Source organism: Leeuwenhoekiella parthenopeia, from assembly GCF_020782115.1.
Classification (GTDB): domain Bacteria; phylum Bacteroidota; class Bacteroidia; order Flavobacteriales; family Flavobacteriaceae; genus Leeuwenhoekiella; species Leeuwenhoekiella parthenopeia.
Genome location: NZ_JAJGMW010000004.1, coordinates 1 through 26,952, shown reverse-complemented (window position 1 = coordinate 26,952; position 26,952 = coordinate 1). Strand labels below are relative to the sequence as shown.

The window sequence follows — 26,952 nt, the reverse complement described above, 5'->3', positions numbered from 1 at the left end:
TATGAGTACTACTGTACAGGCAGCTAAGCATACTAAAAACTTCAAACCCCTTAAATTAAGCGGACTTGAGCCTTTGGTCATCACTCCCGAAAGCAATTTTGTGAATGTGGGTGAGCGAACCAATGTGGCAGGGTCACGCCGGTTTTTAAGACTTATTAATGAGGAGAAATTTGACGAGGCACTAGCCATTGCCCGCGATCAGGTAGAAGGCGGTGCGCAAATCATTGACGTCAATATGGATGATGGTCTTATTGACGGTAAAAAAGCAATGGTCAACTTCCTAAACCTGATTGCCGCCGAACCCGATATCGCCCGGGTGCCCATTATGATAGACAGTTCTAAATGGGAAATCATTGAGGCGGGTTTACAGGTCGTGCAGGGCAAATGTGTGGTGAATTCCATCAGTTTGAAGGAAGGCGAAGCCGAATTTATTAGCCACGCCAAAAAGATAAAGCGCTACGGTGCTGCCGTGGTTGTTATGGCTTTTGATGAGGTAGGCCAGGCAGACAATTACGAGCGCCGACTTGAAATCACCAAACGCAGTTATGATATACTCGTTAATCAGGTAAAGTTTCCGCCGGAAGACATCATTTTTGACCTGAATATTTTTCCGGTTGCTACCGGGATGGAGGAGCACCGTCGCAATGCTATTGACTTTATTGAAGCCACCCGCTGGGTGAAAGAAAATTTGCCTCACGTGCACGTGAGTGGTGGGGTGAGTAATGTTTCGTTTAGTTTCCGCGGAAATGATACCGTACGCGAAGCGATGCACTCGGTATTTCTCTACCATGCCATAAAGGCCGGGATGAATATCGGGATTGTAAATCCAACGATGCTTGAGGTCTATGACGACATCCCGAAAGATTTGCTGGAGCACGTTGAAGATGTGATTCTGGATCGCAGGGATGACGCAACCGAACGCCTGCTTGATTTTGCCGAAACCGTAAAAGGCAGTGCCAAAGAAAAAACCGTTGACCTTTCGTGGCGTGAAGAACCGCTTCAGGATCGAATTACACGAGCTCTGGTTAAAGGTATTGATACCTATATTTTAGAAGATGTGGAGGAAGCGCGGCAGGCTTCAGAAAAGCCATTGCACGTGATTGAAGGACATTTGATGACCGGTATGAATGTGGTAGGCGATCTCTTTGGAGATGGAAAAATGTTCCTGCCTCAGGTGGTTAAATCGGCACGGGTAATGAAAAAGGCTGTGGCCTATTTATTACCGTATATTGAGGAGGAGAAATTGAAAAACGCAGCCCCCCAACCCCCAATGGGGGAGCAATACTGGCGCACGGCAGACCCGGTATTATATGGTTTGCTTAAGGAATTTGCTCAAAAAATGCGTTACAACAATCCCACTCCGGCTGAAAAAGTGCTTTGGGATTATTTAAGCAACAAAAAACTACAGGGCTATAAATTTAGAAGGCAGCACATCATAGGCAAATACATTGCTGATTTTGTCTGTCTCAAAGAACGTTTGGTAATAGAAATTGATGGTTTAATTCATCAATTGCCCGAAAATAAGGAGCATGATCAGGTTCGTACAGAGTGGCTTCAGGAACAAGGGTTCAAGGTAATCCGCTTTTCAAATGTTGAGGTTTTAGAAAATACCGAAGCGGTTTTAGAACGCATCGTTGAAAAGATAGTGACCGAAACTCCCCCTCAGGGGGAAAGGGGGGCTGGCTTGGTTCTTATGGCAACCGTTAAAGGCGATGTGCATGACATCGGTAAAAATATTGTTAGCGTGGTTTTGGCCTGTAACAACTATGAGATTATAGATATGGGCGTAATGGTTCCGCCTGAGAAGATAATCGCAACCGCCAAAGAGCGCAATGTTGATATCATAGGCCTTAGCGGACTCATAACACCATCATTGGATGAGATGGTTTTTCTGGCGAAAGAAATGAAGCGTCAGGATTTTACCGTGCCTTTGCTCATAGGTGGTGCTACCACCAGTAAGGCGCACACGGCTGTAAAAATTGACCCGGAATATCCGGAAGCAGTGGTGCACGTGAATGATGCATCCAGAGCGGTAACCGTGGTGGGCGATTTGCTCAATCCGGAAACCAGACTGAAGTATAAAGCAGATATCAAACAGGATTATGCATTGTTCCGGGACCGCTTTTTAACCCGTGGTAAAAAACGCGACTTTTTAACGCTGGCACAGGCCCGCGAGAATAAATGGAAGCTCGACTGGGATGCTTTTAAAGCCTTTAAGCCCAACGAGCCCGGTATACAGGTAATCGAAGATTTTGAGTTGGAAAAACTCGTTGATTATATAGACTGGTCACCGTTTTTCCGCAGCTGGGATTTGCACGGTAAATATCCCGACATTCTCGAAGATGAGGTTGTAGGCGAGCAGGCACGCGAACTTTTTGCTGACGCGAAAGCGATTCTTAAAAAGATTTTAGACGAAAAGTTGCTGACCGCGAAAGCCGTTTTTGGTCTTTTTGAAGCCAACACTGTAAACGACGACGACATTGAGTTGGTCACTTCGGGCGCAGTCGAGAAGCAGGAGAAATTCATCTTTAGAACCTTACGCCAGCAAAGCAAAAAAGCTTCGGGTAAACCGAATATCGCTTTGGCCGATTTCATCGCGCCTAAAGAAACCGGGAAAAACGATTATATGGGTTGTTTTTGCGTTACTGCAGGTTTTGGCACTCAGGAACTGGCCGAAAAATATGAAGCCGAGCACGATGATTATAACAGCATAATGGTAAAAGCCCTGGCAGACCGTCTGGCAGAAGCTTTCGCCGAATACCTGCACGAGCGTGTGCGCAAGCAACATTGGGGTTATGCCAGCGATGAGGAGTTGTCTAATGACGAACTCATCAAAGAGGCGTATAAGGGCATCAGGCCGGCACCGGGTTATCCCGCCTGCCCGGACCATCTGGAAAAACTAACTATTTGGGATGTGCTCGATGTCAAAGAACGCATAGGTGTTGAATTGACTGAAAGCCTTGCGATGTGGCCGGCTGCTTCGGTGAGCGGGTATTATTTTGCACATCCGGAGGCGCGTTATTTTGGTTTGGGTAAAATCAAAATGGATCAGGTTGAAGATTTCGCAAAGCGGAAAGCTATCGAAGTGCGCACCGCTGAAAAGTGGTTAAACCCGAATATCGCAGATTAAAAAGCGCCAGGGATTGAGCTGCTGTTGGAGCTCGTCGTGGCGGTAGCCAGGACAGCGACCAGCGAAAGCCCGGCCCGCAGGGAGGCGCCCAAAAATTGAATATTAATAGAATAAATAAATCCGGTTCCCGCTCCTTTGGAGCGGGCGGAGGAAGAGGAATATGAAAATTACAGATCACATAAAAAAAGCAGACGGTAAAACCCTTTTTTCTTTTGAATTGATACCGCCACGCAAAGGCCGAAGCATTCAGGAATTGTACGATAATATTGACCCTTTGATGGAGTTTAAACCTCCGTTTATTGATGTGACGACTTCGCGTGAGGAGTTTGTGTATATCGAGAAAGAAGACGGTCTGCTCGACAAAAAAATCACGCGTATGCGCCCGGGAACTCTGGGGATTTGCGCGTCTATAAAGCACAAATACGATGTGGATACCGTGCCGCACGTGCTTTGTGGCGGGTTTACCAAAGAAGAAACCGAATATCTGCTGGTAGATTGCCATTATCTGGGTATTCACAACGTGATGGCCTTGCGCGGTGACGCGATGAAAGAGCAGCAGTATTTTGAACCTACCAAAGGCGGGCACGAGTATGCACTGGGGCTGGTAGAGCAAATTGCCGATATGAATAAAGGCCGCTATCTGAATAATGTAATTGAAACTTCAGACTGTTCTGATTTTTGCATCGGTGTGGCAGGCTATCCGGAGAAGCATTTGGAAGCTCCTTCGTTAAAAACCGATCTAAAACGCCTTATTCAAAAAGTGGAGGCCGGTGCCGATTATGTGGTAACCCAAATGTTTTTTGATAATAAAAAATACTTCGAGTTTGTAGATATGGTGCGCGCTGAAGGAATTGATATTCCTATTATTCCGGGGATTAAGCCACTTGCGGTTAAACGCCATCTACAACTGCTGCCGCAGGTTTTTAAAATTGATTTGCCTCAGGATCTCATTGATGCTGTTGATGCCTGCAAAAACAACAATGACGTGCGTCAGGTAGGGATTGAGTGGGCGATACAGCAATCGCGCGAGCTTATGGAAGGCGGTGCGCCGGTATTGCACTATTATTCTATGGGGAAAAGCGACAACATCAAGGCAATTGCGGCTGAACTTTTTTAGGGGAATAAATTCGAATACTATTTGATACATTTGCCCGATAGTTAAAATCGAATGATCTACCGAATCCTGTTTTTAGTGTGTTGCGGCTTTTCTGTTATGGCCCAGGAAACCGAAGTTAAGCCGTACAGCCTGGATGCCAACTTTTTTTACGGAACCATCCTGCAGCACAATAAGGACATCGCGCATTTAATTACCGGGCATCCTACGGGTGTAATTCTGAGTTATAATCGTATGACCTATGGTTTTAACGATTGGGAAGCACGTTACAATTACCCGGATTACGGGTTCTCATTTATTGCGCAGGATCAAAAGAATGAAAATCTGGGTCAGAATTTTGGACTCTACGGTCATTTTAACTTCTACGCCCTCAACCGAAGATTGATGCTGCGTATTGGTCAGGGTATTGCTGCGACGACTAAGCCTTTTGACCTGGATGATAACTTTAGAAATAATGCTTACGGTTCTACCTTGTTGAGTTCAACCTTTGTGATGGTAAACTATAAGCAACCCAATATTATAGATCGAATAGGTTTACAAACCGGTATTTCCTTAATCCATTATTCGAATGCTAATGTAAAGGCGCCTAATGCGAGTACCAACTCGTTTGCCTTCAACCTGGGTTTGAATTACCAGTTGGATGACGAAGAGCGACCCGAGTATATCCCAAATGTCAAAAGCCGCTATACCGAGCCTTTAAAGCTGAATTTGGTTTTGCGTGGCGGGGTTAATGAAAGCGACTACATCGGTTTGGGGCAGCGTCCTTTTCTGGTTACTTCGGCATTTGTAGATAAGCGCATTACGCATAAAAGCACGCTTCAGGCGGGTGTTGACTTTTTTCTGAGTCCGTTTTTAAAAGACCAGATCGAGTACGAGAGTATTGCTCTGGAACGTCTGGGTACCACAGGAGATGAGGATTGGAAGCGTTTTGGAGTGTTTTTGGGACACGAACTTCGGTTTAACAAAAATGCCTTTGTAACGCAGTTTGGTTATTATGCTTATTATGACTACGACTTTGAAGGCCGGATTTATTTCAGAGGCGGTTTAAAACGTTATTTTACCGATAAAATCTTCGGCGCTATTACGCTCAAATCGCACGGAGCAAAGGCTGAAGCGGTAGAATTTGGTATAGGTTACCGCCTTTAGTAATACACCGTCCACTTCTTCATTTTTTCAGCCTGAAAGCCTTGCAACAGGTATTGTAAACTGTCTGGCAGTGATTTCTTATTCTTAATCAGTAAAACGTTGTTTTTATCGGCCAGTAACTTCTTGAGTCGGTCGCTTTGCCCCGGTTCGTTTAGAGGAAGATAGGTTTCTTTCCAGTGATCTGTAGTTTCAAAGCGCGTATCCCGTTTGGCTTCAAAATTAGAGTTGTAGATGGTAATCACCCGGTCACCCAAATAAAAAGGGGCAGAAGATAGCAGATTGTCGTAGACCAAAACTTTATAATCACGATCAGTCCTTTCACTTTTAACAAACGCATACTTCGCTTTAGGTGAATTGATAAGCGTTTGGTTTTGCGCTGCAAAATCAGCATAAATCAAGATCAAAACACTCAACATCGCTGTACTTAAAACAAGCAGACGGTCTACCTGAGCAGCCTTTGACCGAAATAACAAATGAGAACCGAAAGCCAGGGAGATTCCCAGAAAAAGCAGTGTTTTATACCAGGTAAACGTGAATTGAGGGATAAAGAACAACGAGGTAATAATGAGTACTAAAAGCAGAAATGCACCTCTAAAAGAGAACTCGTAGATTTTTGAAAACCGGTTGCCATACTGGATGAAAACACTGCCGCAAAAGAGCGCCAAAAACGGAAACATCGGGAGGATGTATAAGATTAATTTGGACGAAAAAAGGGAAAAGGCAATCAAAATGGACAATGCTGTATAACCGGTAATTTGAGTGGGTTTATCCCATTTTTCCTGTTTCACCTTAAAGATCGTAATCAGCGTAGGTACTATCCAGGGTAGAGAGAGGGCAGGAACCAATACCAGATAAAACCAAAAGGGTTTATCGCGGTGAAAGGTTTCGGCATGTACGCTTCGGTCGATGATTTGTTCCTGAATAAAATAATCCCAGAGTTCCGGTTTTTGCAGGATCAAAATGATAAACCAGGATGCCGAAATTCCCAGCAGTAAAATAAGTCCTAAAACAGAATGAATACTCACTTTGGGTTTTTCCCTATTGATGATTTTATAACAAAGAATGAACAAGGCAACAGGTAAAAATGCAACCGGACCTTTAGTGAGGCAGGCCAGTCCTAAAACAATATAAAACAGGTAGAGGTAAGTTATCTTTTCGTTTAATTTATTCTGAAGCCATAAATAAATCGCCCAGATAATAAACGTGGTTAAGAATGCATCTGTGGTTAAATTACGCACAGCGATAAGCGCCAGCGGAAATGAAAAATATGTTAGTGCCGAAGCCAGTGCGATTTTGTCGTCCTTAAACCAAAGCCGGGCAATTTTAAAGATAAGTAACAGCTGCAGGATTAAAGCCAGACTTAAAAAAAACCGGGCTCCAAACTCGTTGTAACCAAAAATTTTATACCCAATCGCCGTAATGGCGTAGGTAACAGGAGGCTTATGATAGTGAATGATTCCCAGTAGACTGGGATTGATAAAATCATTGCTTAAGGCCATTTCGCGGCCAATCTCGGCATAGCGTGCTTCACTGCTTTCGGTAAGACCCCAGCTCCCTAGCCTGATCAGCAAAACGCCAAAAAGAACCACGAGAAGGACATAGAATTTTTTAGTCAAAATATTCCGGACGTTTAATACAACTAAGAATTCAAAGTTCTGTCTTTCTATGCATATGCTAAAATGTAGCCTGCTTATTTTTATTTTTTGAGAGGCACCTTGCTTTCAAAAAACAATCTGCGGGTAGGTTAGGACTTTTTTACCGTACTTTGTGGCGGTTGAGCCAAGGCTCAATGAGCGAGTTGAAGAAGTTTATGAGAAACCTGTTTTTATTTGCATTATTAGTTTTCACCGCTTGTGGTTCAGATAATGCCGGTGATTGTTTTGAAGGAGAAGGCGATCCTGTAGCCATTACCTACGATTTGCCTGAGTTTACCAAACTGCGCAGTGAGACCGATGTGATTGTGTACATCAAGCAGGGTCCCGAGCAAAAAGTGGTGCTTAAAACCGGAGAGAATATGGTAAGTGATGCCGTAATCGAAGTGCTTGACGGCGGTATTTTACGCATCAAAAACGCCAAGCGCTGCAACCTGTTTCGCGATTATCAAAACTTTGTGGTCTACGTCACAACGCCAAATCTTACCGAAATACGCAATGCATCGGGGAATGCGATTTACAGTGACGGTACTCTTAATTTTGCAACTTTGGTTTTGCTTAGCGATACGATCTATGATTCTGGAGATACTACACCGCGTAAAAGTGGAAACTTTTATTTGGATCTTGTTGCCAACAATTTGGAGGTTCGCGCTAACGGAAAAAGCGTTTTTTATCTTTCGGGAACAACCACTAACTTAAGAGCATCCTTTTTTAATGAAGGCCCAAGACTTGAAGCCCGGGATCTGGTTGCTCAAAATGTAACCGTAAATCAAACCTCTGCAAACAAGATGATTGTAAACCCACAGGCGAGTATTAAAGGAACCATTTTTGGAACCGGAGATGTTATTTCGGTAAACAGACCGGCTGTGGTTGAGGTTGAAGAAAAATACACCGGCCGCTTAATTTTTGAAAACTAATGCGCAGACTTCAACTTGTTTTACTTGCCGTATGTAGTTTTTCTTTTTACAGTCTGACCGCACAGGAAAACCCCGATTTGAAGGAGAAAAAACCGGTATCATTAGACGCCTCGTTTTTCTACGGAAGTATTCTGGAGCATAACCCCGACATCAATCACCTCATCACCGGTCATCCCACCGGTTTTATAGTAAGTTACAACCGCCGTACCTACGGTTTTAATGAGTGGGAACGCCGCTACAATTATCCCGATTGGGGATTTTCAGCTATTTATCAGGATCTGCACAACGAGTATCTGGGCGAAAACCTGAGTTTTTACGGGCATTTCAACTTTTATTTTTTGAATCGTAATGCGTATTTCCGCATCGGTCAGGGAGTCGCGGTTGCGGGCAGTCCGTATGATCCCGAAACCAATTACATAAACAATGCCTACGGCACCAAATTGCTGAGTTCGACCTACATCGCCCTGCAATACAACAAGCAAAACCTGTATAAAGGCTTCGGATTAAATGCCGGGTTTACGATTATTCATTACAGCAATGCCAATTTGCGCGCACCCAACAACAGTACCAATACCTTTGCCTTTAACGTCGGCGCTAATTACAACCTCGATTACGAGGAGTTTCCCGATTATATCCCCGAAGGCGAGCGTACCAAATATACCGAGCCGGTACATTTCAACCTGGCGCTACGCGGCGGGGGCAATGAAAGCGACATTGTAGGTCAGGGGCAGTTTCCGTTTTTTGTGGTTTCGGCATTTGCAGATAAGCGCATCAACCACAAAAGCACTCTCGTCGCAGGGACTGATGTGTTTTTTGCCTATTTCTTCAAAGAACTTATTAAGCTTCAGGCCGCTTCTTTTCCCGAAACCGGCGTTACCGGTGATGAAGACTGGAAACGTGTAGGGCTTTTCGTAGGTCACGAACTGCGTTTTAACAAGATCGCTTTTGTTTCGCATTTGGGTTATTACGTGTACTACCCGTACGAATTTGAAAACCGACTTTACAACAGGCTGGGTCTTAAGCGCTATTTTACCGAAGATATCTCGGCTGCTGTTACCGTGAAAGCGCACGGCGCAAAAGCCGAAGGCGTAGAGTTTAGTCTGGGCTATCGTTTTTAAAAACCGGTAAAAGACTGTTAGCCGAGTAAGTACTAGTTTTATTCCGCTCGTTTTTACATCTTTGCCAGTGATTTAAGTCATTCCATGATTCGATTTGTAGTTCTTTTGGCGCTTGCCCTTAACCTGTTTTCGTGTAAAGATCTCGAGACCAAAAAAATCTCTTCAGACGATCTGGTACAGGAAGAACTCAAAACCCTTAATATGAATGAGGTTGAGGAGTATCCCACTTTTGCTTCCTGCGAAAACTTAAAAGATCAACAGGCGCGTTATTCCTGTTTTCAAAACGAATTGCAGCGCAATTTTCAGCTTCAGCTTTCTAATAAAACGATGATTGTCGAGACCGAAATCAACGATACGGTCTGGCTTTACCTGAGCATCAGCGAGCTGGGTGATCTCACAATTGAAAAGGCACAAATTCCCGATACCATCGCCAGTCAATTGCCGCAACTGGAAGGTTGGCTTATAGACAGCCTCGATTCGCTTCCTAAAATCATCGCGGCCCACAAAAGAGGTATTCCGGTTAAGACCAGCTTTAAAATGCCGGTGGTTGTGAAGGTTGAATAAGAGTTTTTAGCGTGCTTTTTGAAATTTTCAAACAGCAGCCTTCCTTTGAAGGAAGCGTTGGGGATGGATGTTTACGTAGGTGTCTATTTCCTAAAATCCCTCCCTTTCCAGCTAAACTTACCAAACTGGCTCACCAAGGCTATATACAGGGTGAAAAACGGATAAACAAGCGCAACCCATAGATACTGTTTAAACGGTTTTTTTTGGGCGAAAAGATTTGCGGTGCACCAGATGAGGAGAAAATCTATAGCGACTTTTAGTATCAATAAGTAGTAGATTTCGGCAAAAAATAATATGGCTACTACCGAAGCATTTCCCAAAAGAACCAAAACCGAAACCCAAACAGCAAAACGGCTTTTGTAGGCTGAGGCCTTCGCTGCCCAGCGCTTCCGTTGATTGATCAGCGATTTTAAATCGGGTTGCGGGGCTGTTGCTACCAATGCGTCGCGGGTTTTGAGATACCCAACCGCTTTAGCATCGGCTTCTAAAAACTGCTGCATTAAAAACACATCGTCTCCGCTGGCGATGTGATTGTTCGCAGCATAGCCATTCAGCCTTAAAAACGCGCTTTTTAAAAACCCCAGATTTGCACCATTACACATAAACGGCCTGTTCAGTCCAAAACTGCCGATGGTTGCGCCCTGAAGACTCAAAAAGTCCAGCTGTTGAAAGGCATCCAGCAATTGGTTTTGATCTTCATAAAAGCAAACCGGCCCGGCGATGAATGTGCAAGCCTCGCGAAGTATTTTGTAATTGTAATGCTTCAGCCAGTTTGACGGCACCCGGCAATCTGCATCGGTGGTAATGATCCAATCCATTTTCGCTTCAGCAATCCCCAGATTGAGCGCATCTTTTTTTGGTGAACCCGAAACGCGTTTGTTGTTTAGTATTTTCAGTTCTAGTCTTTGATGCGCAGCTAGAAAATTTTCAATTACTTCCAAAGACCTGTCTGTAGACCCATCGTTTATGAGAATGATTTCATACAGTTCATCCGGATAATCCAAACAATTCAATGTTTCCAGTAAGGCTTGCAGATGTCCGGCTTCATTTCTAAACGGGATGACGATAGAAAACCTGGTTTTGGTGTCTGAAAACATCTGGTTGTCAAAATTTGTGCTTTCGTTTTTCAGTCTAAAAAAACCAATGCAAAGCCCCGCGATGAGCAAAACATAGAAGATTAAGAGGAGGGCAATGACGATCACGCTTATAATGGTTAGCTTTGCGAAAGCTTCAAAGATGGAAAAAATTTAGCGCTTGAAATCAGAAAAAATCATTTTAGGGATTGACCCGGGAACCACGATTATGGGTTTTGGTCTCATACGCGTGGTCAATAAAAAAATGGAGTTTCTTCAGATGAATGAACTTCAGCTTAAAAAATACGACGACCCCTATATCAAACTCAAACTCATTTTTGAACGCACCATCGAACTTATAGACACCTACAATCCCGATGAGATGGCGCTCGAGGCTCCGTTTTTCGGAAAAAACGTACAGTCTATGCTTAAGTTGGGCAGAGCCCAGGGAGTGGCTATGGCAGCCGGTCTCTCGCGCCAGATCCCGGTAACCGAATACCTTCCGAAAAAAATAAAAATGGCCATCACCGGCAACGGTAACGCCAGTAAAGAACAGGTGGCTAAAATGCTGCAAAGCCTGCTCGGCCTCAAAACCCTGCCTAAAAATCTGGACAGCACAGATGGTCTGGCTGCTGCGGTATGCCATCACTTCAATGCAGGTCGTGTCGAAACCGGTAAAAGTTATACCGGCTGGGATGCTTTTGTTAAGCAGAATGAAAAACGGGTAATATCCCCCAAACCCCCAAAGGGGGCTTAAAGCATTATTCTATGAAAATCGAAGATTTTCTACAAGACAGTAAAACTCCCCCTTCGGGGGCCGGGGGGCTGGGGATCGGTTTGTACATCCACATCCCGTTTTGCAAGCAGGCCTGTCATTATTGTGATTTTCACTTTTCGACTTCGCTAAAGAAGAAAGACCAACTCGTTGAGGCTTTGTGCAACGAACTCATCTTGCGTAAAAACGAAATTTCAGGTGTTCTGCAAACCATTTATTTTGGTGGTGGAACGCCCAGTTTGCTCGATGCAGACGAACTCGAGCGTATTTTTAAAACCATTGATGCGCATTTTGAAATTTCCGAAAATCCCGAAATCACACTCGAAGCGAATCCCGATGATCTTACGGAAGAAAAGCTGAAGATGCTTTCAGAATCGAGAATCAATAGGCTGAGTATTGGCGTGCAGTCCTTTTTTGAAGAAGATTTGAAGCTGATGAACCGGGCGCATAATGCAGATGAGGCGGTGCGCTGTCTGGAACTGGCTAAAGCCTATTTTGACAACATTTCGATAGATCTAATCTACGGCATGCCCGATATGACTAACGAGCGCTGGAAAGAGAATCTGGACAGTGCTTTGGAATTGAATATTCCGCATATATCAAGTTATGCGCTTACGGTGGAGCCCAATACGGCGCTTCAAAAGTTTATAGAAAAGGGTGTTGTAAAACCCGTTGACGACGCGGTGGCACAGGCGCATTTTGAGATTTTGGTCGATACGATGCAGCAGGCCGGTTTTGAGAATTATGAGTTTTCCAATTTTGGCAAACCCGGCTATTTTTCGCAAAACAATACGGCCTACTGGACCGGCAAAGCCTATTTGGGCATTGGCCCCTCGGCACACAGCTACGACGGAAATACCCGCAGCTGGAACATCAATAACAACCCCAAGTACATCAGGGCTATTGAGGCCGGCGAGCTTCCGGTGGAGCGCGAAACGCTTTCGCTTACCGATAAATACAACGAGTATGTAATGACCGGTTTACGTACCATTTGGGGTATTTCGCTTTCTAAAATTGAGGAATCCTTCGGTCTAAAATTTAAAGAATACGCTTTGCAACAGGCCGAAAAACATTTGGAAGAGCACCTGCTCTTTCGGGATGGCGATCGCATTGTAGTCACTAAAAAGGGTAAGTTTTTGAGCGACGGTCTGGCGAGCGATCTCTTTCTGCTCAATCTTTCTTAATTTTTTTAGCTGTAACTTTTTCCGAAAAGACTAACTTATAAGGCAACTTAATGAAATGCCTATGCGAGCAACAATTACTTTAAACAATAAACCCGTTACTGTAGATTTTAGCAAACCCATAGACATCAGCATTCCTGTAGTGAGTGGTGCCGCTAATCCCGTGGCCTGGTATCTCAATCCGCCTAAAATTGAACCGGTAGTCGAGGGCAAATGGGTCGCTGCGGTGGCTCAGGGAGCGGTTTTGAATTTCAATAATATCTATTACAACCCGCACGCGCACGGCACGCATACCGAATGTGTGGGACACATTACCGAAAAAGTACACAGCATCAACCAGAATCTAAAAACCTTTATGTTTACTGCGGAAGTGATCACCCTCGTGCCCGAGCCGAATAACGGGGATTTTGTGTTTACCAAAAAACTAGCTCAGCGTGCCCTTCAGGGAAAAAATCCGGAAGCTGTGGTGATACGAACCTTGCCCAATACGGCAACCAAAAAAAGCAGAAAATGGTCGCATACCAACTGGCCGTATCTGCTGGAAGAGACGGCGGTGTTCTTTCGCGAAAGCGGAATCAAACACCTGCTTATCGATATGCCCAGCGTTGACCGCGAGGAAGATGGTGGCGTGCTTGCTGCACACAATGCGTTTTGGAACACCGATGGAAAAATCAGAATGGACGCCACCATTACTGAAATGATTTTCGTTCCTCACACCGTTCCGGACGGCTCGTATCTGCTCAATCTGCAAATCGCTTCTTTTGAAAACGATGCCAGTCCCAGTAAACCGGTTCTGTATGCTTTTGAGTAATTCTGAATGCAGAATGCTGAGTGTAGAGTTTTCGATATCAAACCAAAAACCACTATTTGCCATAAAGATTTAAAGCATTGCAGGTTGCAGGTTGAAAGAAGCTCGGAAAGCTGAAGGCAAAAATGATTAAGCGCTGGCTGAGTAGATTTTGCGAAGGCCGTGGGCAGCAGAATTTGTATCGAAGGCAGTGCGAATTCTGATGTGTTAAATAACTTATAACTAATAATTTAATCCAAATATATCCTTTAGTTAAAAAGTAGCCTCCCTTTGAAGGGAGGTTTGGAGGGATGTTTTTTCAATGCAGAATCAAGAATTATGAGTTTTGAATAAGAAATCAGAAAGAGTGATTTCAAATAACCCAATAATCAATAACTTCATAAACAAACAGAACCCTTAACTTTACCGGAATACCGAATTTTCAACTTGCGTAATGGAATATCTATTCATAGGTCTTGCAGCAGGCAGTATCATTGCCTATTTTATTTTTTCGCGCTTTTCTAAGAGCCGAAGACAGCAAAATGCCCAGCAGCAGTCTGTGGTGTTGATGGAAAAAATACGCAGTGTATGCAAATTCATCACTGTGGAAGGCGATTTTTCCGAAATCTACCATTACCAAAATGTAAAAGACAAGTGGCTCAATTTGTTTTTGGGAAGCAAAAAGGCTCTGGTTTTAATTGACGCCAAAGCCTACGTGGGCTTTGATCTCACCAAAATCAAAATGCACCCCGATGTGAAAAACCGTACGATTGTACTGACCGATTTTCCGCAGCCGGAGTTGCTAAGCATCGAGACCGATTTTAAATATTACGACAAAAAAGAAGGCTGGGCCAACCCGTTTACCTCTACAGATTTAACCGAAATCAACCGGGAAGCCAAACAGCATATTATTGATAAAGTGCCCCAAAGCGGACTCTTTGGCGAAGCTTCAAAGCAGGCATTGAGCACGGTTTCTCTGATGGAAAACCTGGTGCAAACCATAGGCTGGAAACTGGATTATAAAGCCCTGGAAACCGCAACCGAAACTCCAAAATTGAAAGAAGGTGAAGTCTCCAAATAGTTTTGAAGTAAGGCCTCTGGGCGAAAAGGACTGGCCGGTTTTAAAAAGTCTGGTTGATCGCGTCTGGCCGGTGACTTTTAAAGACATTCTGTCTGAAGAGCAGATTGCTTATATGATGGAGTTTATGTACAGCACTGCTTCGCTAAAAAAACAGGTAGAGACCGGAAGCCGTTTTTACATCTTGTATGAAGCAGCCGAACCTATAGGATACCTGGCGTTGATCCCCAATTACCGAAATGAGAAACTTTCCAAAGAGGGAAGATGGATGAAGGTAGATAAACTTTACGTGATGCCCGAAAATCACGGCACAGGAGCAGGTCGGTTCTTGATGGATTTCGCTTTCGCGGAAGCTAAAAAAGAAAACGTACAGGGCGTAATGCTTAATGTGAACCGCGACAACAAAGCGGTCAAATTTTATGAGTATTACGGCTTTAAAACCGCCTATTCAGGCGACTTTGACATTGGTAAAGGCTACCTGATGCAGGATTATATAATGGTTTATAGATTTTAAATTATGCTTTACGGGGGAAGTAGCGCGAAAGGGATGATCGATAGTCTGCGGAATAATCGAAAATTACTCCGCAAGAACTCCAAATTCAAAAAAGACCGAAGCTTTCTCAACCTTAAAGAAACTGATTTAAAAGGTGCAACCGGCAAACCGACTTTCAATGCCTATTCTAAAGAGGCTATTAGAAAAATAAAAATAAAATTTAAACGCAGGCGTAAACGGGAGAAGGTCTTTTTTGTTTTTCTGGGATTTATTGGCTTGTTTCTTTTTGTGAGTTTAGGAAGGTTATTGGTTAAAGATGTTTTACGGGAGCGAAACGATAGTAGACAGGAACAGATTAAAAAAAATGAGCGGCTGTATTTAAAGCATATAGAATTTGGAGATCGCTGGTTTTCTCAGGGAAAATGGAAGAATGCGATTTTCTATTATAAGCAAGGTGTTGAGCTATATCCTGACAACTACGAGATCAACTACCGCCTGGTGCGTACCTATAGTTTGCACTGTAAAAATGAACTGGAAAATTGTACTGAAGCAAAAGCCTTGCTGGATGATATGTTGATTAAGTTTTCAGATAAGGAAACACAATTAGCAGAATTGAAAGAGGTGTTGAATTTTGAATACGGAATTTAAGATTAGGTCAAACTGAGCTTGTCGAAGTTGAGCTAATTTTGAAAATATAAAATTACCTAAATCAAATTCCCTCCCCCTTGGGGGAGGGTTAGGGAGGGGACCATGAACATCGACATTTTCAGAACCTACTGTTTACGAAAACCCGGTACAACCGAAGAATTTCCGTTTGATAACGAGACTTTGGTTTTTAAGGTGATGGGGAAAATGTATGCCCTAAGCGGACTCGAAAGTTGGGAGGGCGGCACACCTCGCATCAACCTCAAGTGCGATCCCGAGCGTGCGCTGGAGCTGCGTGGGGAGTATCCCGAGAGTGTTTTACCCGGCTGGCATATGAACAAGCAGCATTGGAATACTGTGGTGTTGAACGGGGAGATTTCGCTAAAACAACTCTACGAATTTATCGATCACAGCTACGAGCTTATCGTAAACAGCCTTACCAAAAAGCTAAAAGAAGAATTGAAGAGTTTAAACTAGACTTGAACTTCATCTTCGCCATGTTTTTTGAGGATTACATTTAATAATTCAATGGCGCAAAATCGATTTTCCGCAATCAGTTTTTGAAAAATGGGTCGCAGTTTAGGAATAAGTTTTTTGGTTCTGGCGGCTGATAAAATCCCAAGAGTTCCAATACAGTTGATTTCAAAACTTTCGGCGATGGCGCGTGCTTTTTTGTCGTCTATTAATAGAAAATCTGCATTAAGTTCCCTGTAAAGAATAACAGATTCAGATTCCCCGTAATCCATTACAAAAGTTAAATCATTGAAGCCTTTAATGGGAACAACTTTAGTGCTGAAAAAATCGTGTAGCAGGGGGTAGATTTCGGTTGTCTCGTCTAAAGTTATTTCTTCCCAAACAGCCTGTGGAATTTTTACATCTTCAAAAAGTTCCAGGAGGATGTGCAGCTGGTCAACTGCAGCAAGCGAAAATAGGGGGCCTGCATCAGCAATTATAAGTTTGGTTTTCATGAATCCAATTTATTCAGATCAGATAGGATATCTTTTTCTGAAAGGTTGGATATGGGAATTCCGTTTTTAACCAGTTCGTTTTCAAACTCCATCCGAGAAATGCCGGAAAGCTGGGCGGCCTTACCCAGAGTTAATTTTTCCAACTTATACAATTGGATGGCAAGGGTAAGTTTAATGCGATTTTTGAAGTCTTGCTCAGATTCATTTAATGCCAAAAGAATATCAGCAGGAAAGTCGAGCGAAATGCTGTGATGTTTCATAATTTTAGCCTTTTACCAAATTTAAGCAATTTTCATCCAGAAACCGGCTTTTAAAAATCACCTGACAACATCGATGCAAAACCCAAAAGATACCTATACTTCCCTTGTAACCGACTATAAAGCACAGCTTACCAAAGCCCAGTCCACACTATTTACCAGCAGTATGATTCGCCTGGCGGTTTTTCTGGCGGGGGTTATCGCGATCTATTTTTTATGGGCGCAGACGCGGGTGGTAGTCGGGATTGTGGTGGCTGAGATTGTGTTGTTTCTCATTTTGGTCTCCCGGCACAACAAGCTTCAGTACAAACGCGATTTTTTGCAGGAATTGATTGCTTTAAATGAGACCGAATTGCGGGTGTTGAATCGCAATTTTCACGATTTGCCTTCCGGCGAAAAATTCAAAAATCCGCTTCACGCTTTTAGTCAGGATGTAGATCTTTTTGGTCGCGGATCCTTTTTTCAGTACCTCAACCGCACCGCCCTCGAGAGCGGAACCCGCAAACTAGCCGAATTCCTCACCGCAAACGACATTGCAGAAATTCCGCAGAAACAGGAAGCTGTGAAGGAACTTGCCGGGCATTTATCGTGGAGGCAGCAATTTCGAGCCACGGCTGCACTGGTCAAAGCCGACTATGATGCCAAAGAAATTCTCAGCTGGTTAAAAAACTACAGCAGTTTTATGCCCAAACTTATGCGGTGGGTGCCCAATAGCTACACCGGTATTTCACTGGTTGCTTTTGTGTTGGCCTATCTGGGCCTGATTCCCGGAAATGTTGTGGTGTGGTTGTTTTTTATCGGTCTGGGGATCTCCGGGATTTATGTGAAAAAAGTAAATGACCTCTGGGCCAATGCCAGCAAAATGCAATCTACGTTTGAGCAGTACCACAAACTGATGCTGCTGCTTGAAAAACAGGAATTTCAGTCGGTCTACCTGCAACGCCAACAGGTTAAAATCAAGTCGCAAAAGGCCAAAGCTTCGGCTGTAATTGAGCAGTTTTCAAAAATGCTGGGGATTTTAGACCAGCGTTCTAATATGCTTATGGGCATTATTATCAATTCTTTTTTCCTTTCCGATCTTAGACAATGCTACAACATCGAGCGTTGGATCGAAGCCAACGCAGGCGAGGTGGCCAACTGGTTTGAAGTCATCGCCTTTTTTGATGCGCAAAACAGCCTGGGGAATTTCAGCTTTAATCATCCCAATTACGCTTTCGCGAAAATTACAAAGGCCAGTCAAACTCTGGAAGCTAAAAGGCTTTTCCATCCGTTGCTGGATCCTAAAAAGGCCGTTCCCAATGATTTCAGTATCGAAAATGAGCAGTTTTTCATCATTACCGGGGCCAATATGGCCGGAAAGAGCACCTTTCTGCGTACCGTTTCGCTGGCTATCGTGATGAGCAACACCGGGCTTCCCATCTGTGCTCCCGAAGCGCATTACCATCCCATTAAGCTCATCACCAGTATGCGCACCAGTGACTCACTTACTGATGATGAATCCTATTTCTTTTCAGAACTGAAGCGCCTGCAGTTTATTGTAAACGCCATTAAAACCGATACCTATTTCATCATTCTCGACGAAATTCTCAAAGGAACGAACAGCACCGATAAAGCCATTGGCTCGCGTAAGTTTATTGAAAAACTGGTCGCTTCCAATTCTACCGGAATCATCGCCACCCACGACCTGAGCCTTTGCGAAGCGGCAGAAGATCTAGAACCTGTAAAGAATTACTATTTTGACGCGCAGATCATCAATGACGAACTCTTCTTTGACTACACTTTTAAAAAAGGGATTTGTCAAAATATGAACGCCTCGTTCCTGCTGCGTAAAATGAACATAATCGACGCTTAGATGGATTCTCTAACACAAATTGTACTGGGTGCCGCGGTAGGCGAGGCCGTTTTAGGTAAGAAAGTAGGCAACAAGGCGATGTTGTATGGTGCGATTGCAGGTACGATTCCGGATTTGGATACCCTCGTTGGTAAATTCCTTGATCCGCTTACGGCGATTGAAATTCACCGCGGCATCAGCCACTCCATTGTGTTTAGTATTGCGATGGCGCCGTTGCTGGGTTGGCTGGTTTCTAAAATTCATACAAAGGCACAGGCAAGCTGGAAGGATTGGTCCTGGTTGTTCTTTTGGGGTTTGATCACACATCCGCTGTTAGACGCGCACACCACCTGGGGAACGCAGTTTTTTTGGCCTTTCGATCTGCGACTGGCTTATCAAAACATTTTTGTGATCGATCCGCTGTACACCCTGCCGTTTTTGATCTTCCTGATTTTGGTGATGCGATTGCCCAAAACTTCGCCTAAACGCCGTAAGTGGAACCGCTTCGGGATAATTGTAAGCTCGGTTTATATGCTGCTTACACTCATTTTAAAAGGCATCAGCTATCAAAAGTTTACCGATGCGCTCGAGGAGCAAAACATTGAATATACCGCGATTGATACCCGCCCTGCGGCCTTTAATACGATCTTATGGTATGCCAATGTAGATGTGGGAGACGCTTATCTGCTGGGTGATTATTCGTTTTTTGATACCAAGCCTATTGCGTTTCGGTTTGTACCGAAAGATCACCAGTTTTTAGGCGATTACAAGGATACCAAAACCATAAAGCGACTGGAAGCCATTGCCCAAAACTGGTACACGATTTCCCGTAAAGACGGAAACCTGTATTTTAACGACCTGCGTTTTGGGGCTTACGATTTAGATGCTAAAAACCTGAGTTTTGTATTCAGTTATGAATTGATTCCTACCGAAACTGGACTTACCATAAAGGAAACCGAGCGTGATCCGGAAGCGATGAAACAGGTGCTGCGCAGTTTGTGGGAACGCATGTGGGGGAATTAGATTTTAGACGTGAGAAAGTAGAAAGTAGAAAGTAGAAAGTAGAAAGTAGAAAGTAGAAATTACCTTTAATAACCCAATAACCCAATAACCCAATAACCCAAAATATGAATTATAAACTCTCAGACATTACCCCAAAAGAAATCATGCCGGGATACCATGGTAAACTGGTACATACCCAGAATACCTCTTTGGCTTTTTGGGAAGTGGAAGAAGGCGCTGAAGTGCCTGAGCACAGTCATATGAACGAGCAAATTATGCATGTAATTGAAGGCGAATTCGAATTTACCCTCGACGGAAAGACGCAGGTGTATCATCCCGGCGATATTGTCGTGATCGCTCCGCATCTCAAACACAGCGGCAAAGCCCTTACACCCTGTAAATTGCTGGATGTGTTCAGCCCTACACGGGAGGAGTATAGATAATTAGATTTTAGATTTGAGACATCAGACATTAGAATAGAGAGTAAAGACAAAAGACTGTTTGTTCCTTTCGGATGTGTCTCAAATACTAATAATAATAGCAATAAAAATAATCAATGAATATTAACTTAAGCGGAAAGAAAGCACTGGTTGGCGGAAGCACATCAGGGATTGGGAAAGCAATTGCTATGCAACTTGCGGCAAGTGGCGCGGCGGTGACCTTAATGTCCCGCTCGCTGGAAAAGCTGGAAGCGGTAAAGGCAGAACTGCCTTCTCCTCACGAGCAGCAACATCAGATCCTTCAGGTTGATTTTACCGATTTTGAAGCTTACAAAATGATTATTTCTTCATACTTTGAAAGCAACACCGTCGATATTTTAGTCAATAATACGCAAGGTCCGGCTGCGGGAACCGCGCTTGACAAAGAGGTAAGTGATTACCAGCAGGCTTTTGATTTGTTGTTTAAGAATGTCTTACTCACTACCGAACTAGCGCTTAAAGCGATGCGCAAAGCGAAATGGGGACGTGTGATTAATGTGGCTTCGGTTTCGGTTAAAGAGCCTCTGGCACATTTGGTCCTGTCAAATTCCATCAGGGCTGCTGTAGTAACCTGGGCAAAAAGTCTGGCTACCGAAGTCGGTCCCGATCAGATCACGGTTAACAGCATACTTACCGGCTATTTTGATACCGAACGCATCGCATCCTTAAATGCCAGAAAAGCCCGGGAGCAGGGTATTTCGGAAGCAGCAGTTTTTAAACAACTTGAAGCCGGTGTGCCGGTACGCCGTATTGGTAAACCGGAAGAATATGGGTTTCTGATTGCCTTTCTAGCTTCAGAGCAGGCGGCCTACATCACAGGCACTCAAATCCCCATTGATGGAGGTTTGTTAAGTAGTTTGTAAATATTATGCACTTAAATTTCGGTACTCGCGCGGCGACATCCCCTTTTCTTTTTTAAAATACCGGTTAAAGTTGGAAACCGAATTAAAACCTGCGGCATAGGCGATGTTAGCGATAGGTTCCTGCTGATCTGGGGTGCGCAGCAACTGGCAGGCGTGCTCAATACGCAGGCCGGTCAGAAATTCGCTAAAGGTTTTGTTCGTCCGCTCTTTAAAAAATCGGCAAAAAGCGGTGGGACTCATCACAGCGATTTCCGCGATTTCCTCCAGGCTTATCCGCTCCTGAAAATGACTCAGGCAAAAGTCAAAAACCTTGCTCATCCGCTGGCCTTCCGTATCGGTATAGCGTGAATTTTCGGTGAAATTGGAGAGCAGTTCTTTAGGAGCTTCGGCGGTTTCGTAAAGCAGGTTGATGAAGTGTAAGAAGCGCTTCATCCCGGAATTCTTCAGTTGCATAAAGCATTTTTTAAAGCGTAAATCCCGGTCTTTAATGCGGAAACCCGACTGGGCCAGATTAAAAAAGGGTTCAAAATCGCGGAGTTCTTCGGTCTCAAAAAAATCGGCGCCAAAGCTTTCACGGTTAAAAAAAACCGAGAGCATATGCGATTCGCTGTCTTCCTGTATATCGCTTCTAAATACATGCGGCAGATTTCCGCCAAAAACCAAAACTTCACCGGGCTCAAAGCGGGTTACGGTGTTTCCGGTTAACAAGGTGCCGGTGCCACTCAGGACATAGCTCATCTGTATTTCGGGGTGTTGATGCAGCTTGTCGTAAAATAGGAATTCGTGATCCTCCTGCACGATGAGGGCCTGCTTGCCCGATTTCGGTATTTTAAACGGTAAAACTTTCACTAAGTAGAATTTGACCTAAATAACTGCCTTAATTTGAAGGTCGCGCTAAAATATGCAAAGATTTGGTTAAATACTACAAAAGAAATGCTTTAGAACTCCAGTAGCTTTGCTAGAGTATTTAAAATTAAACCTATGCAAATCAATTGGGAAGGCGTAATGCCCGCAGTAACCACAAAATTTACTCAGGACGATAAACTGGATCTTGAACTTTTTGAACTAAATATTAAAGCGCAGCTTGATGCCGGTGTTCATGGCATCGTACTGGGCGGTACTCTGGGAGAAGCCAGTACCCTGAGCGATGAAGAGAAAAGTACCTTAACGCGCAAAACGGTTGAGATCGTTGCCGGTAAAGTGCCGGTTATGATGAATATCGCCGAGCAAACTACAAAAGGTGCAATTGCGGCTGCTAAAAAAGCTGAAGAAGATGGTGCAAGCGGACTCATGATGTTGCCTCCTATGCGTTACAAAGCCAGTGATCGCGAGGTGGTTGCTTACTTTAAAGCGGTGGCGCAAAGTACCTCGCTTCCTATTATGGTATATAACAATCCCGTTGATTATAAGATTGAAGTGACCCTCGATATGTTTGAAGAGTTGCTCGAAGAACCCAATATTCAGGCGGTAAAAGAGTCTACGCGCGACATTTCAAACGTGACGCGCATCAAGAACCGTTTTGGAGACCGTCTTAAAATTATGACCGGGGTTGATACGCTGGCTCTTGAAAGTTTATTGATGGGCGCAGACGGCTGGGTTGCCGGTTTGGTTTGTGCATTTCCTGCTGAAACTGTGGCGATTTATGAGCTGCAAAAAGCGGGTCGCATTGCCGAAGCACTTGAAATTTACCGCTGGTTCTTACCGCTTTTAGAGTTGGATATTGACGCTCAGTTGGTGCAAAACATTAAATTGGCAGAAGTACATACCAACATTGGGTCAGAATTCGTGCGGGCGCCGCGTCTTCCGCTTGCAGGAGCACGCAGGGAAGAGGTTCTTCAGATTATTAAGAAAGGTCTGGAAACCCGCCCTGAATTACCTGAATATAAGAACCTGAACGCAAGCGTAACTGCTTAAGCGTAAAATAACCTCGGGGTCAGGCCTTGAGGTATTTTACCCCTTGGCGAAGCTAATTAAATTGGTGAGAGAATGGATCGGAAGCTAGAAACATACTCATGTGCGGCTAAAACTAACTAACAAAGCAGAGGCCATGCCGAAGATCCATTTTTACCGATTTACCCTCGTTTAGGGTTTCAAATACAAGCCGGGCACCTTTCAGAGGTGCTTTCGCGCTAAATAAATACTGTTTTTGGCGGATTGAGCTGAAAACTACAAGCTGATTTTTCAAGGTTTTTTGAAAGTCAGACAATCAAAAATGATATGATTACAGGAAAAAATTACATAGGCAACAGCCTTTCGGCGAAAGGAACACAAACCTACAAAACGGTTAACCCGAAGCTTAACAGCGATAATGAGTGGGATTTTACCGAAGCTACAGAAGCTGAGGTAGATGAAGCCGCTCAAAAAGCGACGGAAGCTTTCGCAGTATATAAACAAAAAACAGATAAAGAACGCGCTGCATTTTTAAGAGCTATAGCAGCGGAAATCGAAGCTTTAGGTCAGGAAGTTATCGCTGCGTACACCGCAGAGTCAGGCCTGCCCGAAGGGCGAGCGATGGGCGAGCGCGGGCGTACCATTGGCCAGCTGAATTCGTTTGCTGCTTTGCTTGAGCAGGGTGATTGGGTTCAGGCGACTATAGATTATGGCAACCCGGAGCGCACTCCCGCACCAAAACCTGATTTGCGCAAAATGCAAATCGCGGTAGGTCCCGTCGCCGTTTTTGGCGCCAGTAATTTTCCGTTTGCTTTTTCTACGGCTGGCGGTGATACGGCCAGCGCGCTTGCAGCAGGTTGCCCCGTGATTGTAAAAAGTCACCCGATGCATGCGGGTACGGGCGAACTCGTTTCTTCAGCGATTATTAAGGCTGCGGAAAAAACCGGAATGCCCGACGGTGTTTTCTCAAATCTGAATAGTAAAGGAATTACCGTAGGCGAGCAACTTGTAAAGCATCCTGCAATTAAAGCGGTGGGCTTTACCGGAAGCATCAAAGCCGGAACGGCATTGACCAAATTGGGTGCGGGCCGAAAAGAGCCTATCCCGGTTTATGCCGAAATGGGAAGTATAAATCCGGTTGTGATTTTACCCGAAGCTTTAAAAGCAAATGGCGAGGCCTGGGCACAGAAATATGCCGGAAGTATCAATCTGGGAGCAGGACAGTTTTGCACCAATCCCGGACTTATTTTAGGAATTGAAGGCGCTGAACTCGATACGTTTGGGAAGCATCTGGCTGCAGCATTAGGTCAGCAACCGGCTAATTGTATGTTGCACCCCAATATTCACAGTTCGTACGAGAGCGGAAAGCAAAAAATGCTCGACGCAAACGGCACTGAAGTTCTGGCGGTAGCGCTGGAGGCGGAAGGTGCAAATGACGGCAAACCCGCACTGGTTAAAGTAACTGCAGACGATTTTCTGGCTAATCCCGAATTGCATACCGAAGTTTTTGGTCCGTTTTCGATGCTGGTTGCCTGCGCTTCAAAAGCCCAGTTGCTCGAAGTATTGAATACATTAGAAGGTCAGTTGACCGGTTCGTTGATTGCCGAAGCCGCAGAAGTTTCAGCCTATACCGATGTGATTGACGCCCTGCGTTCACGGGTGGGACGAATTTTATTTAACGGGGTGCCAACCGGCGTAGAAGTATGCCCGGCGATGCACCACGGTGGTCCGTTTCCCTCAACTTCTGATGCGAAGTTTACATCTGTAGGAAATGACGCGATTTACCGCTGGGTACGCCCGGTTTCGTATCAGGACTGGCCGCAGGAACTACTACCCGAAGCTTTAAAAGACGGAAACCCTTTAGGTATTCTGCGTAAGGTGGACGGTATTTATAGTAAAGCCTAGTAACCACTCCTTCCCTTTGAAGGGAAGGTTGGGATGGGATGTTGACGGGAATTTTGATAGTTCTGCAAAGCCGGTAAGTAAAAAGCAAAATGATGATAATATCTAAACGAATTCAGATGAAAACACGTTGTATACTACTGCTTGTCTTTTTGATGACAGGAGCTTTAAATGCGCAAGAATCCATTTCCCTTGACAGCATCATCAGCATTTATGAAAACCATCGGGATTACGATTGGCAGGATTATCCGCTGGGGCGTTACGATGAAGAATTGTATAAAGAGCGGGCTGCGTTTGCTCAGGAGCTTTTAGATAAGCTGGCGACCTTAAACGAAGAGGAGCTCACGGCAAGCCAAAAGATTTCAAGTAAGCTTCTAGCCTTTGTGTTGCAGGATCAGGTAGCTGAGTACACCTACAAGATGCACCTCAATCCCATTCAGGCCGATCAGGGCTTTCACCTCAATCTCAATTATCAGGTGCGGCCCATTCGCAATTACGATCAGGCGGTGGGGTATCTCAACCGTCTAAAGGCCATTCCGTATTTTGCTGAAAGTCATTTCGCCCTGATGCGCGAAGGTTTTAAGCAGGGTATTGTGCAGCCACGCGTGATTTTCAACGGGTATGATTCCACCTACGAGACGCATATTGTCGACAATCCGCTGGAGAGTTATTTTTATTCGCCCTTTTTAGAATTGCCCGATAACATTTCGCAGTCGCGAAAAGATTCGCTGCTTACCGCCGCAAGGCAGGTAGTTGAAGATAGTGTGATCCCCAGTTTTAAAAAGATCAAAGCCTTTTTTGAGACCGAATATTTACCGGCAAGCCGGGATGCAATTGGAGTCTCGGCACAGCCCGGCGGAGCAGAATTTTACCAAAACCGAATTGATTTTTACACCACTTCGACTGATTATACAGCAAAAAGCATCCACGAGCTGGGCCTGAAAGAAGTCGCCCGCATCAAAGCCGAAATGCAAAAAATCATCAAGGAAGTCAATTTTGAAGGCAGCTTCGCCGATTTCCTGAAGTTTTTGCGTACCGATGCTCAGTTTTACGTTACTACCGGCGATGCTTTGCTAATGCACGCCCGGGATATTGCCAAGCGTATTGACAACGAGTTGCCAGCTTTCTTTTCGCGATTGCCAAGGCAGCCTTACGGTGTAATTAAAGTACCTGATGCGATTGCGCCTAAATATACCGGCGGGCGCTATTCCGGCAGCAGTATAAACGGGACGCAGGCCGGGCATTATTTGGTGAATACCTATCAGTTAGAGAGTCGGCCGCTGTACACCTTGCCATCGCTTACCGCGCACGAGGCCGTGCCGGGACATCACCTGCAGGGCGCGCTCAATCAGGAAATGAGTGACAGCATTCCGCAGTTTCGCAGAAATTTATACATCTCCGCTTACGGTGAAGGTTGGGGGCTTTACTCCGAGTATCTGGCCGATGAGATGGGAATTTACAGAACGCCTTATGAGAAATTTGGTCAGCTCACCTATGAGATGTGGCGCGCCTGCCGTCTCGTGGTAGATACCGGGATTCACGCCATGGGCTGGAGCCGCCAGGATGTGGTAGACTATATGTCTCAAAACACGGCACTTTCCATACACGAGATCAATACCGAAACCGACCGCTATATCGCCTGGCCGGGGCAGGCACTCAGCTATAAAATTGGCGAACTCAAAATACGCGAATTGCGGGAGCGTGCTAAAAAAGCTTTGGGCGAAAACTTTGACATTAGGGCGTTTCACGAGATCATCCTCAGTGAAGGCACCGTGACCTTACCCATTTTGGAAGAACAGGTTGACGCCTACATCGCGAAGAATGTAAAAGGTTAAGGGTTAAAAGTTAATAGTACCATCATGTACGTCCCTGATATAGGTTGACCACTTAAACGTGATTAACAATGAAATCCAACGTACAAATCATCCAAAAGAGGCGTGTTTATTCTGAGAGTTTTAAGCGTCAGATCGTCGAAGATTTTGAATCCGGTAAGTATAGTGCTAGCCAACTATCGATGTTGCACAACATACCTTGTGTTAGTATTTACCGATGGATTTATAAATTTTCTAACTTTAATGAGAAAGGAT

General features: G+C 44.5%; 26 protein-coding genes. 21 read left to right on the top strand and 5 right to left on the bottom strand.

Features of this window, described 5'->3' with window-relative positions; translation table 11 throughout:
* Window position 1 precedes the first annotated feature (1 nt).
* The 3 genes from LLW17_RS04200 to LLW17_RS04190 all read left to right on the top strand — a co-directional run bounded on the left by LLW17_RS04200 (window position 2) and on the right by LLW17_RS04190 (window position 5,390).
* The gene (locus tag LLW17_RS04200; RefSeq protein ID WP_228229016.1) at window positions 2–3,130 is read left to right on the top strand and encodes a vitamin B12 dependent-methionine synthase activation domain-containing protein; all 3,129 of its coding nucleotides are present in this window, start codon (window positions 2–4) and stop codon (window positions 3,128–3,130) included.
* Between the two features lie 160 nt (window positions 3,131–3,290).
* Window positions 3,291–4,247, top strand: a complete 957-nt coding sequence (metF, locus tag LLW17_RS04195; protein ID WP_228229015.1) for a methylenetetrahydrofolate reductase [NAD(P)H] — start codon at window positions 3,291–3,293, stop codon at window positions 4,245–4,247.
* Between the two features lie 51 nt (window positions 4,248–4,298).
* Window positions 4,299–5,390, top strand: a complete 1,092-nt coding sequence (locus LLW17_RS04190) for an acyloxyacyl hydrolase (RefSeq protein ID WP_228229014.1) — start codon at window positions 4,299–4,301, stop codon at window positions 5,388–5,390.
* On the opposite strand, the gene LLW17_RS04185 is transcribed toward LLW17_RS04190, so the two are convergent.
* Complete coding sequence (locus LLW17_RS04185) at window positions 5,387–7,006, bottom strand: ArnT family glycosyltransferase (protein WP_228229013.1); 1,620 nt, start codon at window positions 7,004–7,006, stop codon at window positions 5,387–5,389. The genes LLW17_RS04190 and LLW17_RS04185 overlap by 4 nt on opposite strands.
* A 194-nt stretch (window positions 7,007–7,200) precedes the next feature.
* Here LLW17_RS04185 and LLW17_RS04180 point away from each other — a divergent pair, with 194 nt between their 5' ends.
* From LLW17_RS04180 to LLW17_RS04170, 3 genes are all read left to right on the top strand, one after another.
* Complete coding sequence (locus tag LLW17_RS04180) at window positions 7,201–7,959, top strand: head GIN domain-containing protein (protein ID WP_228229012.1); 759 nt, start codon at window positions 7,201–7,203, stop codon at window positions 7,957–7,959.
* Window positions 7,959–9,077: an acyloxyacyl hydrolase gene (locus LLW17_RS04175; protein WP_228229011.1), complete on the top strand. Its 1,119-nt coding sequence runs from the start codon at window positions 7,959–7,961 to the stop codon at window positions 9,075–9,077. Before LLW17_RS04180 ends, LLW17_RS04175 begins: the two co-directional genes overlap by 1 nt.
* Before the next feature lie 84 nt (window positions 9,078–9,161).
* Window positions 9,162–9,641, top strand: coding sequence for a hypothetical protein (locus LLW17_RS04170; RefSeq protein WP_228229010.1), 480 nt, complete (start codon window positions 9,162–9,164; stop codon window positions 9,639–9,641).
* An 83-nt stretch (window positions 9,642–9,724) separates the two neighbouring features.
* Here LLW17_RS04170 and LLW17_RS04165 read toward each other — a convergent pair whose 3' ends face one another.
* Window positions 9,725–10,843, bottom strand: coding sequence for a glycosyltransferase family 2 protein (locus LLW17_RS04165; RefSeq protein WP_228229009.1), 1,119 nt, complete (start codon window positions 10,841–10,843; stop codon window positions 9,725–9,727).
* Between the two features lie 52 nt (window positions 10,844–10,895).
* Here LLW17_RS04165 and ruvC point away from each other — a divergent pair, with 52 nt between their 5' ends.
* The 7 genes from ruvC (at window position 10,896) to LLW17_RS04130 (ending at window position 16,150) form a co-directional block, all read left to right on the top strand.
* Entirely contained in the window at window positions 10,896–11,471 is a 576-nt protein-coding gene (gene ruvC / locus LLW17_RS04160) for a crossover junction endodeoxyribonuclease RuvC (protein ID WP_228229008.1), read from the top strand.
* A gap of 11 nt (window positions 11,472–11,482) precedes the next feature.
* Window positions 11,483–12,673: a radical SAM family heme chaperone HemW gene (gene hemW, locus LLW17_RS04155; protein WP_228229007.1), complete on the top strand. Its 1,191-nt coding sequence runs from the start codon at window positions 11,483–11,485 to the stop codon at window positions 12,671–12,673.
* A 61-nt stretch (window positions 12,674–12,734) separates the two neighbouring features.
* Window positions 12,735–13,481, top strand: a complete 747-nt coding sequence (locus LLW17_RS04150) for a cyclase family protein (RefSeq protein WP_228229006.1) — start codon at window positions 12,735–12,737, stop codon at window positions 13,479–13,481.
* Window positions 13,482–13,911: 430 nt separating this feature from the next.
* Window positions 13,912–14,538 carry a DUF4230 domain-containing protein gene (locus LLW17_RS04145; RefSeq protein ID WP_228229005.1) on the top strand — a complete coding sequence of 209 codons (627 nt, stop codon included), beginning with the start codon at window positions 13,912–13,914 and terminating at the stop codon, window positions 14,536–14,538.
* Window positions 14,522–15,049 carry a GNAT family N-acetyltransferase gene (locus tag LLW17_RS04140; RefSeq protein WP_228229004.1) on the top strand — a complete coding sequence of 176 codons (528 nt, stop codon included), beginning with the start codon at window positions 14,522–14,524 and terminating at the stop codon, window positions 15,047–15,049. Before LLW17_RS04145 ends, LLW17_RS04140 begins: the two co-directional genes overlap by 17 nt.
* A 3-nt stretch (window positions 15,050–15,052) precedes the next feature.
* Window positions 15,053–15,676 carry a tetratricopeptide repeat protein gene (locus LLW17_RS04135; RefSeq protein WP_228229003.1) on the top strand — a complete coding sequence of 208 codons (624 nt, stop codon included), beginning with the start codon at window positions 15,053–15,055 and terminating at the stop codon, window positions 15,674–15,676.
* A gap of 102 nt (window positions 15,677–15,778) precedes the next feature.
* Window positions 15,779–16,150, top strand: coding sequence for an MmcQ/YjbR family DNA-binding protein (locus tag LLW17_RS04130; protein WP_228229002.1), 372 nt, complete (start codon window positions 15,779–15,781; stop codon window positions 16,148–16,150).
* On the opposite strand, the gene LLW17_RS04125 is transcribed toward LLW17_RS04130, so the two are convergent.
* On the bottom strand, window positions 16,147–16,641 hold the full coding sequence (locus LLW17_RS04125) for a PIN domain-containing protein (protein ID WP_228229001.1): 495 nt from the start codon (window positions 16,639–16,641) through the stop codon (window positions 16,147–16,149). The two genes, LLW17_RS04130 and LLW17_RS04125, sit on opposite strands and share 4 nt — an antisense overlap.
* Window positions 16,638–16,901 carry a UPF0175 family protein gene (locus LLW17_RS04120; protein ID WP_228229000.1) on the bottom strand — a complete coding sequence of 88 codons (264 nt, stop codon included), beginning with the start codon at window positions 16,899–16,901 and terminating at the stop codon, window positions 16,638–16,640. Before LLW17_RS04120 ends, LLW17_RS04125 begins: the two co-directional genes overlap by 4 nt.
* A 73-nt stretch (window positions 16,902–16,974) precedes the next feature.
* Between LLW17_RS04120 and LLW17_RS04115 the strand changes: the two genes are divergently transcribed.
* The 4 genes from LLW17_RS04115 (at window position 16,975) to LLW17_RS04100 (ending at window position 21,073) form a co-directional block, all read left to right on the top strand.
* Window positions 16,975–18,750, top strand: coding sequence for a MutS-related protein (locus LLW17_RS04115; protein WP_228228999.1), 1,776 nt, complete (start codon window positions 16,975–16,977; stop codon window positions 18,748–18,750).
* Window positions 18,751–19,752, top strand: a complete 1,002-nt coding sequence (locus LLW17_RS04110; protein WP_228228998.1) for a metal-dependent hydrolase — start codon at window positions 18,751–18,753, stop codon at window positions 19,750–19,752.
* Window positions 19,753–19,856: 104 nt separating this feature from the next.
* A complete protein-coding gene (locus tag LLW17_RS04105) occupies window positions 19,857–20,174 on the top strand; it encodes a cupin domain-containing protein (protein WP_228228997.1) in 318 nt (105 codons plus the stop codon).
* A 113-nt stretch (window positions 20,175–20,287) separates the two neighbouring features.
* A complete protein-coding gene (locus LLW17_RS04100) occupies window positions 20,288–21,073 on the top strand; it encodes an SDR family oxidoreductase (protein ID WP_228228996.1) in 786 nt (261 codons plus the stop codon).
* A 3-nt stretch (window positions 21,074–21,076) separates the two neighbouring features.
* Here the strand turns inward: LLW17_RS04100 and LLW17_RS18940 are convergent, their stop codons facing one another.
* Window positions 21,077–21,922 carry a helix-turn-helix domain-containing protein gene (locus LLW17_RS18940; RefSeq protein ID WP_228228995.1) on the bottom strand — a complete coding sequence of 282 codons (846 nt, stop codon included), beginning with the start codon at window positions 21,920–21,922 and terminating at the stop codon, window positions 21,077–21,079.
* A gap of 132 nt (window positions 21,923–22,054) precedes the next feature.
* Between LLW17_RS18940 and LLW17_RS04090 the strand changes: the two genes are divergently transcribed.
* The 4 genes from LLW17_RS04090 to LLW17_RS04075 form a co-directional block, all read left to right on the top strand.
* Window positions 22,055–22,987, top strand: coding sequence for a dihydrodipicolinate synthase family protein (locus LLW17_RS04090; RefSeq protein ID WP_228228994.1), 933 nt, complete (start codon window positions 22,055–22,057; stop codon window positions 22,985–22,987).
* Between the two features lie 303 nt (window positions 22,988–23,290).
* Complete coding sequence (locus tag LLW17_RS04085) at window positions 23,291–24,868, top strand: aldehyde dehydrogenase (NADP(+)) (RefSeq protein ID WP_228228993.1); 1,578 nt, start codon at window positions 23,291–23,293, stop codon at window positions 24,866–24,868.
* 116 nt (window positions 24,869–24,984) lie between these two features.
* The gene (locus tag LLW17_RS04080; RefSeq protein WP_228228992.1) at window positions 24,985–26,700 is read left to right on the top strand and encodes a DUF885 domain-containing protein; all 1,716 of its coding nucleotides are present in this window, start codon (window positions 24,985–24,987) and stop codon (window positions 26,698–26,700) included.
* 68 nt (window positions 26,701–26,768) lie between these two features.
* Window positions 26,769–26,952, top strand: a 184-nt coding sequence (locus tag LLW17_RS04075) for a transposase (RefSeq protein WP_228228726.1), incomplete at its 3' end; no start/stop codon positions are given.